At 57.3% G+C, this 16,334-nt stretch carries 17 protein-coding genes; 8 read left to right on the forward strand and 9 right to left on the reverse strand.

Annotated elements, in window-relative coordinates; genetic code table 11:
- Positions 1–147 precede the first annotated feature (147 nt).
- Both IPM39_18260 and IPM39_18265 read right to left on the reverse strand, forming a co-directional pair.
- Complete coding sequence (locus tag IPM39_18260) at positions 148–1,278, reverse strand: site-2 protease family protein (GenBank protein MBK8987984.1); 1,131 nt, start codon at positions 1,276–1,278, stop codon at positions 148–150.
- 373 nt (positions 1,279–1,651) lie between these two features.
- A complete protein-coding gene (locus tag IPM39_18265) occupies positions 1,652–1,918 on the reverse strand; it encodes a hypothetical protein (GenBank protein MBK8987985.1) in 267 nt (88 codons plus the stop codon).
- Positions 1,919–2,132: 214 nt separating this feature from the next.
- On the opposite strand from IPM39_18265, the gene IPM39_18270 reads away from it, so the two are divergent.
- Genes IPM39_18270 through IPM39_18280 form a run of 3 tightly spaced genes read left to right on the forward strand, consistent with a single transcriptional unit; the run spans position 2,133 to position 5,112 of the window.
- Positions 2,133–3,206: a permease gene (locus IPM39_18270; protein MBK8987986.1), complete on the forward strand. Its 1,074-nt coding sequence runs from the start codon at positions 2,133–2,135 to the stop codon at positions 3,204–3,206.
- A 17-nt stretch (positions 3,207–3,223) separates the two neighbouring features.
- Complete coding sequence (locus IPM39_18275) at positions 3,224–3,958, forward strand: TIGR03943 family protein (protein ID MBK8987987.1); 735 nt, start codon at positions 3,224–3,226, stop codon at positions 3,956–3,958.
- 17 nt (positions 3,959–3,975) lie between these two features.
- The gene (locus tag IPM39_18280; protein ID MBK8987988.1) at positions 3,976–5,112 is read left to right on the forward strand and encodes a PD40 domain-containing protein; all 1,137 of its coding nucleotides are present in this window, start codon (positions 3,976–3,978) and stop codon (positions 5,110–5,112) included.
- An 89-nt stretch (positions 5,113–5,201) separates the two neighbouring features.
- Here the strand turns inward: IPM39_18280 and IPM39_18285 are convergent, their stop codons facing one another.
- From IPM39_18285 to IPM39_18295, 3 genes are all read right to left on the reverse strand, one after another.
- Positions 5,202–5,846: a CBS domain-containing protein gene (locus tag IPM39_18285; GenBank protein ID MBK8987989.1), complete on the reverse strand. Its 645-nt coding sequence runs from the start codon at positions 5,844–5,846 to the stop codon at positions 5,202–5,204.
- A gap of 321 nt (positions 5,847–6,167) precedes the next feature.
- The gene (locus IPM39_18290) at positions 6,168–7,355 is read right to left on the reverse strand and encodes an AMP-binding protein (protein ID MBK8987990.1); all 1,188 of its coding nucleotides are present in this window, start codon (positions 7,353–7,355) and stop codon (positions 6,168–6,170) included.
- Positions 7,356–7,407: 52 nt separating this feature from the next.
- Positions 7,408–9,801, reverse strand: coding sequence for a DNA internalization-related competence protein ComEC/Rec2 (locus IPM39_18295; protein ID MBK8987991.1), 2,394 nt, complete (start codon positions 9,799–9,801; stop codon positions 7,408–7,410).
- Between the two features lie 431 nt (positions 9,802–10,232).
- Here IPM39_18295 and IPM39_18300 point away from each other — a divergent pair, with 431 nt between their 5' ends.
- The 3 genes from IPM39_18300 to IPM39_18310 all read left to right on the forward strand — a co-directional run bounded on the left by IPM39_18300 (position 10,233) and on the right by IPM39_18310 (position 12,620).
- Entirely contained in the window at positions 10,233–10,946 is a 714-nt protein-coding gene (locus IPM39_18300) for a response regulator transcription factor (protein MBK8987992.1), read from the forward strand.
- Positions 10,947–11,015: 69 nt separating this feature from the next.
- Positions 11,016–11,786 (forward strand): response regulator transcription factor, encoded by a 771-nt coding sequence (locus tag IPM39_18305; protein MBK8987993.1) that lies wholly within the window; start codon positions 11,016–11,018, stop codon positions 11,784–11,786.
- 177 nt (positions 11,787–11,963) lie between these two features.
- On the forward strand, positions 11,964–12,620 hold the full coding sequence (locus IPM39_18310) for a CoA pyrophosphatase (GenBank protein ID MBK8987994.1): 657 nt from the start codon (positions 11,964–11,966) through the stop codon (positions 12,618–12,620).
- A 3-nt stretch (positions 12,621–12,623) separates the two neighbouring features.
- Here IPM39_18310 and IPM39_18315 read toward each other — a convergent pair whose 3' ends face one another.
- From IPM39_18315 to IPM39_18330, 4 genes are all read right to left on the reverse strand, one after another.
- Positions 12,624–13,496, reverse strand: coding sequence for a HAMP domain-containing protein (locus IPM39_18315; protein ID MBK8987995.1), 873 nt, complete (start codon positions 13,494–13,496; stop codon positions 12,624–12,626).
- Positions 13,497–14,093: a hypothetical protein gene (locus tag IPM39_18320; GenBank protein ID MBK8987996.1), complete on the reverse strand. Its 597-nt coding sequence runs from the start codon at positions 14,091–14,093 to the stop codon at positions 13,497–13,499.
- A gap of 66 nt (positions 14,094–14,159) precedes the next feature.
- Complete coding sequence (locus IPM39_18325; protein MBK8987997.1) at positions 14,160–14,852, reverse strand: response regulator transcription factor; 693 nt, start codon at positions 14,850–14,852, stop codon at positions 14,160–14,162.
- Between the two features lie 9 nt (positions 14,853–14,861).
- Positions 14,862–15,248: a RidA family protein gene (locus tag IPM39_18330; protein ID MBK8987998.1), complete on the reverse strand. Its 387-nt coding sequence runs from the start codon at positions 15,246–15,248 to the stop codon at positions 14,862–14,864.
- Positions 15,249–15,352: 104 nt separating this feature from the next.
- On the opposite strand from IPM39_18330, the gene IPM39_18335 reads away from it, so the two are divergent.
- Both IPM39_18335 and efp read left to right on the forward strand, forming a co-directional pair.
- Positions 15,353–15,517, forward strand: a complete 165-nt coding sequence (locus IPM39_18335; protein MBK8987999.1) for a hypothetical protein — start codon at positions 15,353–15,355, stop codon at positions 15,515–15,517.
- A gap of 80 nt (positions 15,518–15,597) precedes the next feature.
- Positions 15,598–16,155 (forward strand): elongation factor P, encoded by a 558-nt coding sequence (gene efp, locus IPM39_18340; protein ID MBK8988000.1) that lies wholly within the window; start codon positions 15,598–15,600, stop codon positions 16,153–16,155.
- The last annotated feature ends 179 nt before the right edge of the window (positions 16,156–16,334 follow it).

Consider the following 16,334-nt stretch of genomic DNA (forward strand, 5'->3'; position numbering starts at 1 on the left):
TTCAGTGTTCAGTATCCAGTATCCAGTGTTCAGTGTTCAGTGTTCAGTTGTTTAGTGTTCAGTGAGGATCTGCCGGGATTAGTCCACACTGAACACTGATTACTGAACAGTAAACACTGATCTTGATTCCCGACACAGCCCCTTTCTTCAGACGGATTGAATGATGGTCGGCGGGTGGGTGTTGGATTTGTGGCTGATCAGGGTGAAGAAGTGGCGGATTTGCCACTGGCCGATGATGCCGAGGTAACGGCCGTTATCCACCACCGGCAGCGCCCCCAACTGCTCTGTTTCCAGTCGTTTTTGTACGTCTAACAGCGGCGTCCCCAACGCCACCGGAGCCACGCGCCGCATGATCATATTGGCCCAGGCGTGGCCGCCCCGCGTTTGCATGGCCTGGCCCAGGTCTTGCTGGGTTACAAATCCGGCCAATGTTTCATTATCTCCATCCACCACCGGAAAATTGCCCTGCCCGCTTACCATCATCAGATTAACGGCCTGCTGCAAAGTGGTGTAAGGCGTCAACGTGTAAGCCTGGGGCGAATAGGCGTCGCGCACGGCGTAGCCGCGCAGCGTGTGGCGCGTGCGCACGAACGCCGCCTCCTGCCCACCCACCGAGTAAATAAACACGGCAATAAAAATGAGGAAGATGCCGCCGTTGAACAGGGCATAAATCCCCAGCATCACGGCCGTCGCCCGCCCCACGCCGACGGCGATGTTGGTAGCCTGGATGTAGTCCAACTTCATCGCCAGCAAGGAACGAAAGATGCGCCCACCATCTAGCGGAAAGGCGGGGATGAGATTAAACAGGGCCAGGAAGATGTTATAGACGAAGAGGTAGGCGAATACGGCCGTTGCCGTTAATCCCGCGTTCAACGTCAGCGCCGCCACAAAATCCGCCCGATCCAATCCCAAAACCGGGATAAATAGGGCCATCAGCAGCGCCACCACCAGATTCACCGCCGGACCGGCCGCGGCAATGACAAATTCCTGAACGGGCTTTTCCGGCATTTCTTGCAATTGGGCCACGCCGCCAATGGGTGACAGCACAATCTGCTTCACCGGCACGCCGTAATACAGCGCTGCAAAACTATGACCCAACTCATGCAGCGTTACCAACACAAACAGCAGCGAGATGACAATGACGCCAAATAAAGCGCTTTCGCCGCCGCCGCCTGCCAACCCAAATTGCAGCGCCGCCCAGAGTAAAATTAGAGGGAATGTGAAGTGCAGACGAATGTCAATCCCACGCACAGAAAATAGTTTCAACGAACGTCCCATTGTGTTTTTCCTATTGACCGGTGTGCTGCCACTGGTCGGTGAACCAGCGCCAACTGCACCAAATGTGCTGTGCCATGCGTTTGCCGCCTGGAAAAACGACGGCCCATGACGCAGCCCGATGTATTTCATTTCAATAGTAACAGCGTAATGGATGTGTCTTTGAACCGCGTTAGCGGCACATAAGCTCACTATGAGACCCTCGTGGGCTTTGCCAGGCAGTAGACAGATGGGGTGTATAGGTGGATACAGTGCCCGCTGACGGTCTATCGTATGCTATGAGCAACAAACAAAACCTTTTCTCCTCCCTCTTCTTCTCCTCTTCCACAGCGAAAGCCCCCATTTGGGGGCTTTTCTGTTTAAACAGACCTGGCTGTCACCCCACCAGCCGCAAATGCTGTGGGTTGCGGTCGGGAATGCGTTCGATTTCGTTGCGGGCTTCCAGGTCTAGCTTCACGGTGGTGACGTACCAGTTAATCGAACCATCGAAGGGAGTGGGCAGACGCGCTTCAACGGCCGTTGGCAGGTCGCCAAAAGCAATCTCCCCTTCATCGGTAAGAGCGGATAAAATGGCGGCGCGCAGCACGTCGTATTTTGCCTGACTAATACGAACGCCAGCTTTGCCTTGAGGGTGTAGAGTCATAATTTTTCCTTCGGTCATAGGTAAACTTGCCGAGATAAACAGGTACGATTGTTCACGGATAAACGCAACATAGTATATCAGTTTACGGCGCGTATGTCCTTTTCATCGCAAATCTTCATAAATGGCCCGGTCGGTGAGTGGTCTATGAGGCTTGCACAGCCTGGTTTTGCGGCGGCTTGACGCTGACGCCAGACGCTTATACACTGCCAGGGTGATGAAACTAGAAACGACAGAACCAGGCGGGCTGGAAACAAAAACGGCCGTTCCCGCCAAACGCTCACAAACCCGCCTCCTCGTGGCGCTGCTGGTTCTGACCGCGGTGGTCATCGGCCTGACGCGCTTCACCACTGGCCCCATCTATGACCGTTTTCAGACGTTTACCACCATCTTTCTGGGCATTTTCATTGAAGCGGTGCCCTTTTTGCTGGCCGGGTCCATCGTCTCTGGCCTGATTGAAATTTTTATTGACCGCGACATGCTCACCCGCCTGGTTCCGCGTCGCGCCGCCGCCGCCGCCCTGACCGGCGCACTCATGGGTTTTGCCTTTCCAGTGTGCGAGTGCGGCGTCGTGCCGGTGACTCGGCGCTTGTACCAAAAGGGGCTGCCGCTGTCTGTGGGCGTGGCTTTTTTGCTGGCCGCGCCGGTGGTCAACCCCATCGTCATCCTCAGCACTTATGCCGCTTTTGGTTGGGGGCCGGTGTTGATTGGCAGGGTGGTGTTCAGTGTACTCATCGCCTTTGCTGCCGGACTGCTGTTTACCCTGGCCGCGCCGCAAGAGGTGCTGCTGCCGGCCACTCTTGACCACGATGATGACCATCACCATCATCACGCTGACGGTGAAGTGTGTGACGTGGAATCTGGCGAACAGGGCGGGAAGGGACACGGCCGTTTCTGGCAAGCGCTGGCTGTCGGCGGCGATGACTTCATGGATATGGTGCGCTACCTCATTGTCGGCTCTATGATGGCCGCGGCCATGCAAACCCTGGTTCCCCAATCTACCCTGCTGGCCCTGGGCAGCGGCCCGGTCATCTCCGTGGTCGTCATGATGGTGCTGGCCTTTGTCCTCTCCATCTGCTCCACCGTGGACGCCTTCCTGGCCCTTTCCTTCGTCAACACCTTCACCACCGGCTCTATCCTGTCTTTCCTGGTATTTGGCCCCATGGTAGACATCAAAAGTTCACTCATGTTCCTGGGGGTCTTCCGCAAGCGCGCGGTTCTTTATCTGATTTTTCTGCCGATGGCCCTGAGTTTGCTTATGGGCGTAGCCATTAATTTGCTCACCGGCTAACGCAAGGATTTTTAGCTATGGACCGATTTCTTAAAACAAGCATTTTGCTGTTGCTGGGCGCGTTTTTGTTTATGCGCGTAATGGATGGCACGGTGTTGTATTACATCAATCAACGTTTTGTGCTGCTGACCTGGCTGGCGGCCGGGGGATTTTTGCTGGTGGCGGCCAGTTATTATCTTGTTTCCGGCCAGCATGCCCATGCCCATGCCCACGACCATGATCATGGCGTGTTGACGTGGGCGGGTTTGTTGATTGTGTCCTTACCGCTGCTGTTGGGCTGGCTGGTTCCGCCACGGCCGTTAGGCGCAGCGGCCATTGGCAACCGGGAAATTAACGTGGGCACGATGGGGTCGCTGACTTCGGTTGCGCCACCGCAGCCGGGCAGCGCATTGGGGCTGACAGCCGGCGAAAAAAATATACTCGATTGGTTGAGCGATTTTCAGCGCCAGAGCGATCCGGCCGCTTTTAACGGCCAGGAGGCCCACATCATCGGCTTTGTCTACCGCGACCCACGTTTTGCCGACGATACCTTCATGGTGGCCCGCTTCACTGTAAGCTGCTGCGTCGCCGACGCCGCGCCTATCGGCCTGATTGTGCAGTGGCCGGACGCCGCCGCAATCCCCGCCGACCAGTGGGTTGAAGTGACCGGCCATTTTGCGGTTGGCGTTTTTGACGGCCGTCAAATCCCCATCCTCGTCGCCGACAGCATCGTGCCTACAGACCCACCAGCGCAGCCCTATCTCTATCTGTAAGCTGTTACCTATCAATCATGGTCTCTGATTCTGCTGCTTTAACTCCGGCAACGCGCCGATTTAGCCGTTTTGACTTGGCCGTGTGGGCAACGATTGGCGCGGCGCTGCTGCTGACGGCCGTTCTCGCCTGGTGGAACGGCCGTAACGCTCTGCCTACTTTCGCCAATTCCACAACGCCGCGCATCCTCTACATCGGCTGGGCCGGGGCCAACGACGCCAATCAGCTTTACGTGGTTCACCCAGATGGCAGCGGCCGCGCCGCCCTGACCAGCGAACCGCGCGGCGTGTTGGATTACGCCATCTCGCCCGATGGCACGCGCATTGTCTACAGCGCCAGCAACGCCAATAACGGCGCCGATTTATGGATCATGGATGAATTTGGCCGTAACCGTCGCCAACTGCTGGCCTGCCCGGAAGCCGCCTGCACCCAGGCCGTCTGGTCGCCAGACGGCCGTCGTCTGGTGTATGAGCAGCGCACCATTCCCGCGCCTGGCGCGCCGCCCGGACCACCCCGTCTGTGGTGGCTGGACAGCGAAACAGGCGCAACGTTAGCCGTCTTTCAGGACAGTCAATGGTTGGGTCTGGGCGCGCGTTTTTCGCCCGACGGCCGTTGGCTCAGCTACATCGCTCCCATCAATCAGGAGATTCAAGCCTACAACCTGGAAACCGGCGACAGCCTCATCATCCCCAGCAAGACGGGTGAACCGGCCGCCTGGAGTCCAGACAGCGCCAGCTTGCTGGTGAGTGAAATGTTGATCATGGACGAGCGCTTTAATGTCCACCTGTTCAGCGCCAATCTGGCCGACGCGGACCTTACCAACTTAAGCGGCGTGGAAATGGACACCAACGACGGCCTGCCGGTTTTTTCACCGAATGGCGAATGGATTGCCTTCGGCCGCAAAAAGCCGCGCGCGCCGATGGGCAAACAGTTGTGGTTGATGCGGGCCGATGGTAGTGGGGCAACGGCCGTCACCGCCAACAGCGAGGTCCATTACGGCCAACCGGCATGGTCGCCAGACGGCGCCGCCATTGTGATGCAGGGCTATTACCTGGCCGAACCAGGGGCAGAACCCAAATTGTGGTTGGTAGACGTGGCTTCTGGCGAACTGCGAGAAGTAGCTTCACCAGGCATCCAGCCCAGATGGCTGCCCTGAGATGGTTGACATGGGCGATTGACGGAAGATTGGACAAATCTTCTGAGATTTGTCCAATCTAAACGTGCCAATTATTCAAATCTCGTTTCTTAGATTGTGCGAATATCACTGATTTCGATGACCAGCGGGGCAATGAGTTCACGTGCTTGCGCTTCGTCCAGGCCGGATACCTTGAAGGTTACGATCCGGTTGTCGTCCTCTTCGCCATTGAATTGACCAAAAGAGAGGAAGCTGCCGCCGGCTTCGGCGATGGCGTGGGTTAGTTTGTCCAGTTCACCCAACACGTCGGGTACGATGGCTGTCAGGCGCACGGCCGTTTCCCGCGCCCCCATCAACTCCAGCAAAACCTTAAATAAGTCCGATTCTGTAATCACACCCACAAGCTGATCCCCGCGCATCACCGGCAGTCCGCCGACTTTATTGTCCACCATTAGACGCGCCGCTTCTTCAATGGGCGTGTTCTCAGAGATGGTGAGGACGGCTTTTGTCATCACATCTTTGATTTTGATCTTGCCGACGAGATAGTTGATTTCCCACACGCTCAATGAAGTTGCGCTCGATGGGCTGGCGTTGAGCAGGTCTTTATTGGAAACAATCCCGATGAGTTTGCCCTGCTTATCTACCACCGGCATACGGCGAATACTTTTAGACCGCATCAGGTTCAGGGCATCCATGATAGGCAAATCCGGTTCCACGGTAATGACAGGCTGAGACATTCTATTTTTGACAAGCATGGGAAACTCCTTCTGTTTTCAAAGCGACGATTCAGATGGGCACATTATAGTGCAAGCCTGGCGAATCGTACACCGTAAGCGGCAATTTGAATCCTTTTGCCAGTTCCTCTGTAAAGAACGCGAAGAACGCAAAGAGAACCCAAAACCGTTGCGCGCTTTGCGGCTAGTAGTGACTAAAGAGACACGGAGGGCGCAGAGATTGACCCTGTAAGAACCCTGTGTTCCTTCGACGGCGCTCAGGACAAGCCTCCGCGCCTCCGTGGTGAAATCCCAGAGGGGCTTCATGGGTGCATTGAGAGGGTGTTTAACCCAATCCACCGTCTATTCCCAGGTTCGCTCATCCCGAATGGGCGGCGCGTCGGGCGGCAGATCGGCTACCACGTCCACATCCAGACGGAACTTGATCGCTTCGCGGGCTGTGTTTTGCAGCCGTTCCGCCAATTCGGCGCTGTTGGTATCTGGCATGGTCACCACGAGCAGCGCCAGATGGTCCTTATGCTCGACGCGGCTGATAACGGCTTGATAAGCCGCCACTTCCGGGAAGCGAGCCATCATGTTTGCTAACTGCGTTGGATGCAGGAACATGCCACGCACCTTCGTCGCCGCGCCGACGCGCCCCAACCAGCCCATCAGCCGCAGACCGCCGCCATCCACTGCCGATTCGGGGAGGATGGCCGACAAATCGCCGACGCCAAAACGCACGACGGCGTAGTGGCGATTGAGCAGCGTCACGACCACTTCGCCTGTTTGGCCATGAGGCAGCGGTTGGCCGCTGTTGATGTCACAAATTTGCACGATGGTCTGGTCGGGGATGCGCCAGCCGGCGTAGCCAGCCACGTCGTAGCCCAAATTGCCGCATTCGGCCGTGCCATACCCCTGGTAGACAGCCACGCCGCGCGCGTTTAGCTCCTGGCGCAGCGAAGGCGGCAGCGGTTCGGCCAGCACAAAGGCTTTGCACAACGGTAATTCGACGCCTGATTCGACCGCTTTATCCAGCAGCGCCTTCAGGTAGCTGGGCAGCCCCACGTAACCCACCGCGCCAAAGGCGGCCAGGGCCTGAATTTGCTGCTCCTGCGCGCCGATGCCGCCGGGGATGACCACACAGCCCATGCTCGTCAGGCTGTCGTCGAATGAAGCGCCGGCCGGAGTGAGGTGGTAACTAAAAGCGTTTAGCACCACGTCGCCGCGCTGGAAACCGGCGGCCGCCAGCGCCCCGGCCCATCGCCCGGAATCCCGCTGCTGGGCGCCAGGTTCGTTGATAGGACCGGGCGACTGAAAGACGTAACGCAGTTCGCTGATGGGCACGGCCAGCAGTCCGCCAAAAGGGGGATCAGCCTGCTGCAAGGCGATGAGATCGTCTTTGCGCAGCACGGGCAGCCGCGCCAGATCGTCCACGCCTTGCAAATCATGGGGGGTCAGACCGGCCGCTTGCAGCCGTTTCTGAAAACCTGGCGCGTTGTCGTAAAGATAGGTGATTGTTTCGTTCAGTTGTTGGTCTAAATTGTTCATGGGAATCCTCAATTTAACACTTCCTCCAAAACTTTAACCCCGCAAACCGGTGTCAGCGACCTGCGCTGCCGTTTTTGGGACCGGCCTGCCACCACATCTGTTGTCCGTCGGTACTCACTTCTATTGTGCCCAATTCATCGGTGCGCAGCACGGCCGTGCCCAATTTCTGCGCCCATTCTAGCACCTCTGGGTGGGGATGGCCGAATTTATTGTCTGCCCCACTGGAAATGATCAGCACCTGTGGTTGTACAGCTTGCAGAAAAGGGGGTGAACTGGAGGTTTGGGAGCCGTGATGACCGGCCTTGAGAACCAGGCTGGCAAGGGAACGGCCGTTCGCCAACATCACCGCTTCGGACGCCTCATCGGCATCGCCGGTTAACAGCGCGGAAAAATCGCCATACACCAGCCGCAGCACCACCGAGTTTTCGTTCCGGTCGCCGGTTAACACGGCTCCCGGATGCAGCACCTCCAGCCGCACGCCATCGCCAATTTCAATCACTTCGCCCGCCAGGGCGCGATGCACCGGCGTCCCCTGCGCCGCTGCCGCCTGCAAAACGGCGTCGTAGATGGCCGATTCGCCCAGCCCCTGCCCGTTGGTGATAACCCGCCCCACCTGATACCGGTCAAACAGCGCGGTCAGACCAGTCACGTGGTCCGCGTCGGGGTGGGTGGCGATCAGAATATCAATATCCCGGTCCCAAAAGGGCATGTGGCGGCCCAGCCGGTCGGTGAGGACGCTGGGGAAATTGCCACCATCCACCAGAATTTGTCGCCCGGTGGGCGTCTGAATGAAGATGGCGTCGCCCTGGCCGACATCTAAAAAGGCGACGTGCAAACGGCCGTCTGGCTGCGACGCCCACCAACTGCCCACCAACAGCAGAACAACCAGGCTGCCGCCCAGCGCCAAACGTTGGGAAATATTTTGGCGCAAAAAGTCGCTTACGGCCGTGCGCCTTTCCGGCGTCGCTTTAACAAACCAGGTGACCGCCCCGATCACGGCATACATCAGCAATATACCGGTCAGGGGCACGTGCAGCGGCACGGCGGCAAAGGGCACAGCGGCAAACGCCCGCACCAGACGAATTGTCGCCGTCAGAAAGAGCCAGGCCACCCAGGCCAGCGGTTGGCCTAACGGCGCCCAGACCATGCCCACCAGCGTCGCCGCGCCGCCCCACAGCATCACGCCGGGCTGAATGGGCAGCACAAAAGCGTTCGCCAGCAGGCTGATGAGCGACAACTGGCGAAAATAGCCGATCATCAGCGGCAGGGTCAGAATTTGGGCGGCGACGGTCAGCAGCACGGCCTCGGACAGAATGCCCATCGCCTGATTGCTCACCGGGCGGTCAGCGACGTGGTAAAGTTGGCGGCGGGTCCAGGTGGTGAAGGGGTCGGCGTACAGCATCAGTCCCAGAGTGGCGGTGAAACTGAGCTGGAAGCCGACGTCCCACAGCGTCAGCGGCCGAAACAATGTCATCAGGAAACCGGCGAAAAAGAGGGAGGCATAGGCGAAGTTGCGCCGGCCGAGCCAACGGCTGGTGAACAGAAAGAGCGACCCCATGATGGCCGCCCGCACTACGGAGGCCTCCGCGCCCACCAGGATGGTGTAGAGGATAACCCCCACGACGGCGACGAGAACGGCCGTTTTGCGCGGCAAAAAAGGGTCCACCAGGCTGATGAGAATGGCGATCAGCAGGGCAATGTTGAACCCGGAAATGGCGATGATGTGGGTCATGCCGGTCACGCGGAAATCTTCGGCCAGGTCGGGCGGGATGCCGTTGTCGTTGCCCAGCAAAATGCCGCTCAACAGCGCCGCTTCGGGGTCGGGGATCAGGCGGTTGATGGCGTTCTGGGCTTTCTGTTTGAGGGATAGAATGGCGTGCAGCGCCGGTTGGCCGGCCCCTTCGCCGAGAACCCTGACGCGACCCTGGGAGATGCTGCTGTAAACACCCTGCCGGGCCAGATAATCTTTGTAGCTGAAGTTTTCGTCTTCGGGTGGGGTTTGTAGACGGCCGTTCACCGCCACCTGCACCCCGTACGGGACCTCTGGAAAACGGTTGGCGCGTACCAATACGCGCCCCGTCACCGGATAGGTTGCGCCATCGGCCAGGGTGATGCGTTCGGCGGCGATTTGCAAATTGGTGTACCGGTCGCGCACGTCTGGCTCGCGCACCACCACGCCCACCACGCCCACGTCCGCAGCCAGATCGTTGTAATAGGCGATGTGGCCGGCGTTGATGTCTGGCACGGCCAGACTGTAACGCGCACCGCCCAAAGCCAGCGCCGCCAGCGCGGCCAAGAGCAGCGCCGGCTGGCCCCAGCGCCGGGTAAACAAAGCGGCAGCCAGGGCGAGAACGGCCGCAGCCAACCAGACAGCCAACGACCAGCCCATCAACGAGGCCAGCCAGATGCCGGTCATCCAGGCAATTGTGCCCACAACAATCGTCATAATCGGTTTGGGGTGGTTCCAACGGATTGGCGAGCAGCGTTAGAACCAAACTTTTACCAAGCTGCTAACAGGTACGACTACAGAGTGTTTCTGGTGACGGCCGTAAGTATAAAATATTTCGGCGAACTGCAAAGCAAAAAGAGCAAATTGCTGGTCAAAAAGAGACGGAATGGGAAATGTTGACCGGATTGTGATAAAGTTGAGAGAGTATCAACGCTTTGTTACAATTCATATTCAACACCTACGCAAAACCGCCAATAACAGCAACATACTTGCCTGCGGCTTGAACCATCATTGTCAGATGCAATGTCGCTGGCTGCCAGGCCAAATGGCATAAAACAAGCGCTCATCGGCGCGATGATGTTCCGGCAAGAGCAAGGTTTGGTAAGATGAGGCAGCGTAGCCTAAATTCTAGCCGATAAAGACAGCTTATGAATGAATTTGATCCCAAAACTTTCCGCATCCTGGTAATTGACGATGACGTGTTTGTGCTGGAAATGATAGAAGAGTCCTTGAACAGAGGCGGTTTTCGGGTTGCGGCCGTCACTTCGGGCGAAGATGCGCTGGGCTGGATGAAGCGGCATGGGCTGCCACATCTGGCTGTCGTAGACATCAACATGCCGTTTGGCATGGATGGCCTGGAATTTTGTGAAACGGTCCACACTTTCAGCGACGTGCCAATCATGATGCTGACGGGGATTGAAGACGAGGAGACGAAGGCCCAGGCGATTGACCGCTGCGCGGAAGATTATCTGACCAAACCCTTCTTGCCGGGCGAACTCATCGCCCGCGCCCGCCGGGTTTTGCGGCGCATTGGTCACTTTGCCTACCCTTTGGATCCCATGACGCGGGTGGATGAGCGGCTGACCGTTGATTTGGTGGGCTGTCAGGTGATTGTGAACGGCCGTCCGGCAACGTTGACACCTACGGAAACAAAGCTGCTGTACATTCTCTTGCGTTCGGCTGGCAAAGCAGTCAGCAGCAATTATTTACTGCGACGCCTGTGGCCGCATGAATCGGGCCATGAAGAACGGCTGCGCGTATACGTTCATCGGCTGCGCAGCAAAATTGAAGTAGACCCTACCAAACCACATTATATCCGCTCACAGCGGGGCATTGGTTACACTTTCTGGCTCAGCGATTAACGCCGGCGCTGACGCCATCAACCGATGCCTGATATGGGCAAAAGATCTGCCGAGGCATGACACATAGACATGGATACCTTAGAGCAAAAACCTGTCATTCTTGTTGTTGACGACAACCAATATACCCAGCGCATTGTGCAATTTGCGCTGGAAAATGCTGAGTTTAAGGCTGTTACAACCTCGTCGGGCGAAGAGGCGTTGAAGCTGATGCACACCCAGGGTTTGCCGCATCTGGCAATTGTAGATATCCACATGCCGCCCGGCATGAGTGGGTTTGAGTTCTGCCACATGGTTCACCAGTTTTGCGATTTGCCGGTGATATTGTTGACGGCCGTTAATGAAGAAGAAACGGTCATTGAAGGGCTGGAAAAATACGCCGAAGATTACATCATCAAACCGTTTAATCCCGGCGAATTGGTAGCCCGCGTCCGGCGCGTGTTGTCCCGTCTGGGCGGGCTTTCCTTTCATCTGGACGCCCTGACCCATGTGGACGAACGGCTCACGGTGGATTTTCCGCAGCGCCGGGCGCTGATTTACGACGCGCCGACAGCCCTGACGCCGACTGAGACCAAATTGTTATACATTCTCATGCGCCAGGCCGGGCATACCGTCACCACCGAATACATCCTGCGCCGTCTGTGGCCGCTGGAACCGGCCTATGAGGACCGTCTGCATGTCCACATGCACCGCCTGCGCCGCAAAATCGAAGACGCGGCCGACACCTCCCGGCCACGTTACATTGTGTCTGAACGGGGTACAGGGTATGTGTTTCATGGCAAGCTGCTGGTCCCGGTGGCTGACAATCAGGGCATCCAGACAGGCGAAGAGATGACGGGGTGATGGGGTGAAGGGGTGAAAAGACCTGGGTTTGTGACAATGATGCCGACCCATCGCGCCACACTGACAGCGAACAATAACACCGCTGCTGGTTATTCTCGCCATGTCATAATCTGACGTTTTTGTCACCTTGTCAGATGTCACTTTGTCATCTTGTCAGGTATAACGGATGATTGCTTTATGAACCCAATGCGTCAACTAGATGACATTCGCCAGGCGCTCGGCTTAGAGGAGTTTGATACGCTGGCTGCTCAGGAGAAAATGATGCCATTTGGCGGCGCCGGCCGACGCCCGCCGGATGATTTGAGCCAGGCGCGGATCGGCGCGGTTTTGCTGCTGCTGTATTGGCGCGACGAGGCGATGCACCTGGTGTTAACCCGGCGGCGGGATGATTTGTCGTCGCACGCGGGGCAAATTTCCTTTCCCGGCGGCCAGCAGGAAGCGGCGGAAACGCTGCTGGCCGCCGCCCTGCGTGAAACAGAAGAGGAAATTGGCGTGGACGGCACGGCCGTTACTCCCATCGGTCAGCTAACCCCCATTTATATTCCCCCTTCCGGCTTCATGGTTCACCCGTTTATTGCCTGGTATACGTTGGCGCAGCGGCCAACATTCCGGCCGGCGACAACGGAGGTGGCAGAAATCATCGAAGTTCCTTTAGCCACGTTGTTGGACCCGGCAACGGCCGTTCGTGAACCGTGGGATTTTCGTGGGCATCAGGTGGAAGTGCCTTACTTTGCCGTGCAGGGGCATAAAGTGTGGGGGGCCACCGCCATTATGCTCAGCGAATTTGTCGAGAGGCTGCGATTTGTGGGCTGGGCGGAGAACGGGCGCGCGTAACGGTCAGGTAATGGCGTTGGCGTTGTTGGTTGGCGTTTCCTGGTATACGGGCAGCCGCACCAAAAAGGCGGTTCCCTGCCCCACCTGGCTGTAAGGCCGAATGGTTCCCTGATGGGCTTCCACCAATTCCCGCACAATTGCTAAACCCAGGCCAGAACCGCGACGGCCGTTTCCCCGTGCCCGCGACTTATCCACCTGATAAAACCGTTCAAAAATGCGCGGCAAATCCTCGGCGGCGATGCCGGAACCGGTATCTTGCACCAACACGTCTACGGCCGTTTCCCCATGCGGTTTCAGGCTCACATGCACCCGCCCGCCGGCCGGCGTGTGGGCCAGCGCGTTGTCCACCAGGTTGGTAAACAACTGCATCAGGCGATCATAATCGCCGCCAATCGGCGGTGTGGATTGCAACTCATCGGTCAGGTAGATTCCCTGCTCCTGGGCGCGCCAGGCCAGGTTGTCTTGCACCTCGGCCAATACTTGTCGCAAATCCACCGGCTCCAGCGCCAATTTTAACTGGCCGGATTCGATGCGCGCCAGGTCCAGTAGTTGGCTCACCAGACGCTGCATCCGTTCCGTCTCGTTGTGGATGATGGCCGCTGCCTGCTGGCGCTCGGCGTCGGTAACGGCCGTGCCATCCAACAGCGATTGGCTCCAGCCGCGAATCGCCGTCAGCGGCGTCTTGAGGTCGTGGGAAACATTGCTGACAAAGTCGCGCTGCGCCTGCTGCGACATTTTCACCTGGCTGGTCATGCTGTTAAAACTGGCCGCCAGCCGCTGCACTTCGTCTGGGCCTTGCAGCGACAACTGTTGGTCATAATCGCCGCGGGCGATGCCTTCGGCGGCGGTGGCCATGGTGCGCAACGGCCGTGTCACTCAATTGGCAATGGCGGCGGCCAACAAAATTGCCAACAGCAAGGCCACCCCCGCGCCCACGCCAATCGGCCGCAAAAATGATTGGCGAAAAAAGGCCAATGTGGTTGGTTCTGGCGCGGCGTAAAAGATTTGCAAACGGCCGAAACCGAGGCTGGAAATGGGCTGCGAATACACCAGCCAGCGTGTGCTGTCGGTATGTTCAAAGATGCCGGTGATGGCGTTGCTGGCGACATTGGGCAGCAGGCTGCGCAAATTTTGCACCCCCTCGATGGTGTCCCCCTGCCAACTCCCTTCAGTGGCGCTGTCGAACAAGATTTGCTTGGAGGTCATGTCGGCGATGAGGACGCGCACGTTGTTGGCGACGGCCGTTTTCTGCAACAATTGTTCATAAGCTGGCGTCGCTGCCCCCATTTCCAACAGCCGCAGCAGCTCCTGACGATTGCTGGTGCTGACGGCCGCCAGATTTTGCATGGCCGCCAGATAGCGCACACCCGGCCGCGTGGCAAAAAACAACAGCGACATCGTAATCACCACCAGGGCCATGGCAATGACGCCAACATAAGAAAGCAGCAGACGACTGCGCAGAGTGTTAAACATGGGAATTGGTAGTTGGTAGTTGGTAGTTGGTAGTTGGGTGATTAGCTTACACCTATCAACTATCCACTACCCACTATCAACTATGATCAGCTTATATCCTTTGCCCCAAACCGTCTCGATGGTCAGGCTGCTGCCGGTTAATTTTTCCCGCAGATTGGCGATGTGGACGTCTACGGTGCGGGTACGGCCGTAAAATTCATAACCCCACACCAGATCCAACAACTGATCCCGCGACAGTACCATGTTCAAATGGTCCATCAGGGTGACGAGCAGGTCAAACTCTTTGGTGCGCAGGTCAATCCGCCGGCCGCCCACTGTGACCAGATGGCTGGATGGGTCTACAATGACATTACCGGCCTGGCGTGTTTTACCGGCCGTTGGGTCTGTGGCTGAAGTGGTCCGCCGCAGGATGGCGCGCACGCGGGCCACCAGTTCCCGTGGATTGAATGGCTTGGTCAGGTAATCGTCCGCCCCCATCTCCAGGCCGACAATTTTGTCTATGTCGTCGTCGCGGGCAGTGAGCATCAGGATGGGCAGCGTGCTTTCGGCGCGTACCCGGCGGCACACTTCCCAGCCGTCTACTTCTGGCAGCATCAGGTCCAGCACCACCAGAGAAGGCGGTGTTTGTTTGATGTAGGCCAGGGCGTCACGGCCGTTATTCACGGTGTCCACGCGGTAGCCATCTTTCTGCAAATACAGCCGCGCCAGGTCGCGGATGTTGGCCTCGTCGTCCACCACCAGAATCGTCTCTTTGCTCATCAAGCGCCTCTAACCGGGCAGCAGGGCAATGGCTTCGATTTCGACGCGCGCCCCCAACGGCAGCGCCGCCACCTGCACGGCCGAGCGGGCCGGGTGGCGGTGGGTGAAGTAACGGCCGTACACCGCGTTCATCGCCGCAAATTCGCCCATGTCTTGCAAAAAGACAGTGCATTTCACCACGTCGTCCAGGGTGGCGCCGGCGGCGGCGAGAACGGCCGTCAGATTTTGCAGCACCCGCTCCGTCTGAACCGTGATGTCGTTTTCAACCAACTTGCCGGTCGCCGGGTCCAGGCCCACCTGCCCGGCCGTAAAAATCACATTGCCCACCTTCACCGCCTGCGAATAAGGACCCAACGCCGCCGGCGCCTGATCGGTGTGAATTATTTCTTTGCCCATAACTATGTTCTCCTTCCAGCCAATCGTTAATCGTCAATCGTCACGCCTAAACTCCTACAATCAGCCTATTTTAACATGGCTGCAAAATATGATAAACTGGAGCCATGAATGGTTGGCCGCTTGTCATTGAGTTAGGCAATTTTTCCCTGACCAGCGTAACGCCTTTGAATGAATTGTTGTGGTTCATTGCCGGGGTGTTTCTGTTGGCGGGGTCGTCGGCGGCCGTTTTGTGGTGGAATCGTCGCGCGCGGCGCGATCCCTTCGTTTAAACCACAGGTCAGCGTCCCTGCCGGTCAGGGCATCAGCCCAAGTTTTTCCATAATTTATATTTGTTAACAGGAGCTTCGAAATGATTGATGTCAATCAACTACGTCGTGGGGTCTCTTTCACCCTCAACGATAATTTGTATAAAGTGACCGAATACAGCCACAACAAACCGGGGCGCGGCAAAGCAACCATTCGCGTAAACGTCAAAGATTTACGCACCGGGTCGAACCTGCAAATTACCTTCACCTCTGGCGACCGCGTGGAAGATATTCGTCTGGACAAGGGTGTTTACCAGTATCTGTATGACGATGGGCAGTTTCACGTTTTTATGAACACCGAAACGTATGAGCAGAAGCAAGTTGCCCACGCTGTGTTGGAAGACGACAAATATTATTTGCGCGATAACATGGAATTGGAACTGCTCTCTTACGAAGGTGAAATCCTGGACTATATTTTCCCCAAGTCTATGGAATTTGAGGTCGTGGAGGCGGAAAATGCGGTCGCTGGCGATACGGCCACCGGCGCTACTAAAGAAATCGTCACCGACACCGGGCTGCGGGTGAAGACCCCGCTGTTTATTCAGGTGGGCGACCGCATCAAAGTCAACACGGAAACAGGCGAGTATAGTACCCGCGTCTAATAAGCCACAGTAGGCATTGTCCCGGTATCTCCAAGAATTTATGGTGATGAGACGGCCGTTTAACGGCCGTCTTTTCTTTTGGCGTGAAAAATCCGTTCTTTTCGCTTCAACGAAGGACGTCGCCTCTTGCCAGCCAGCGGAAAAATATGCTATAGTACTCCTGTCCTTATGTTAAGGCG

It is taken from the genome of Candidatus Leptovillus gracilis, assembly GCA_016716065.1.
Classification (GTDB): domain Bacteria; phylum Chloroflexota; class Anaerolineae; order Promineifilales; family Promineifilaceae; genus Leptovillus; species Leptovillus gracilis.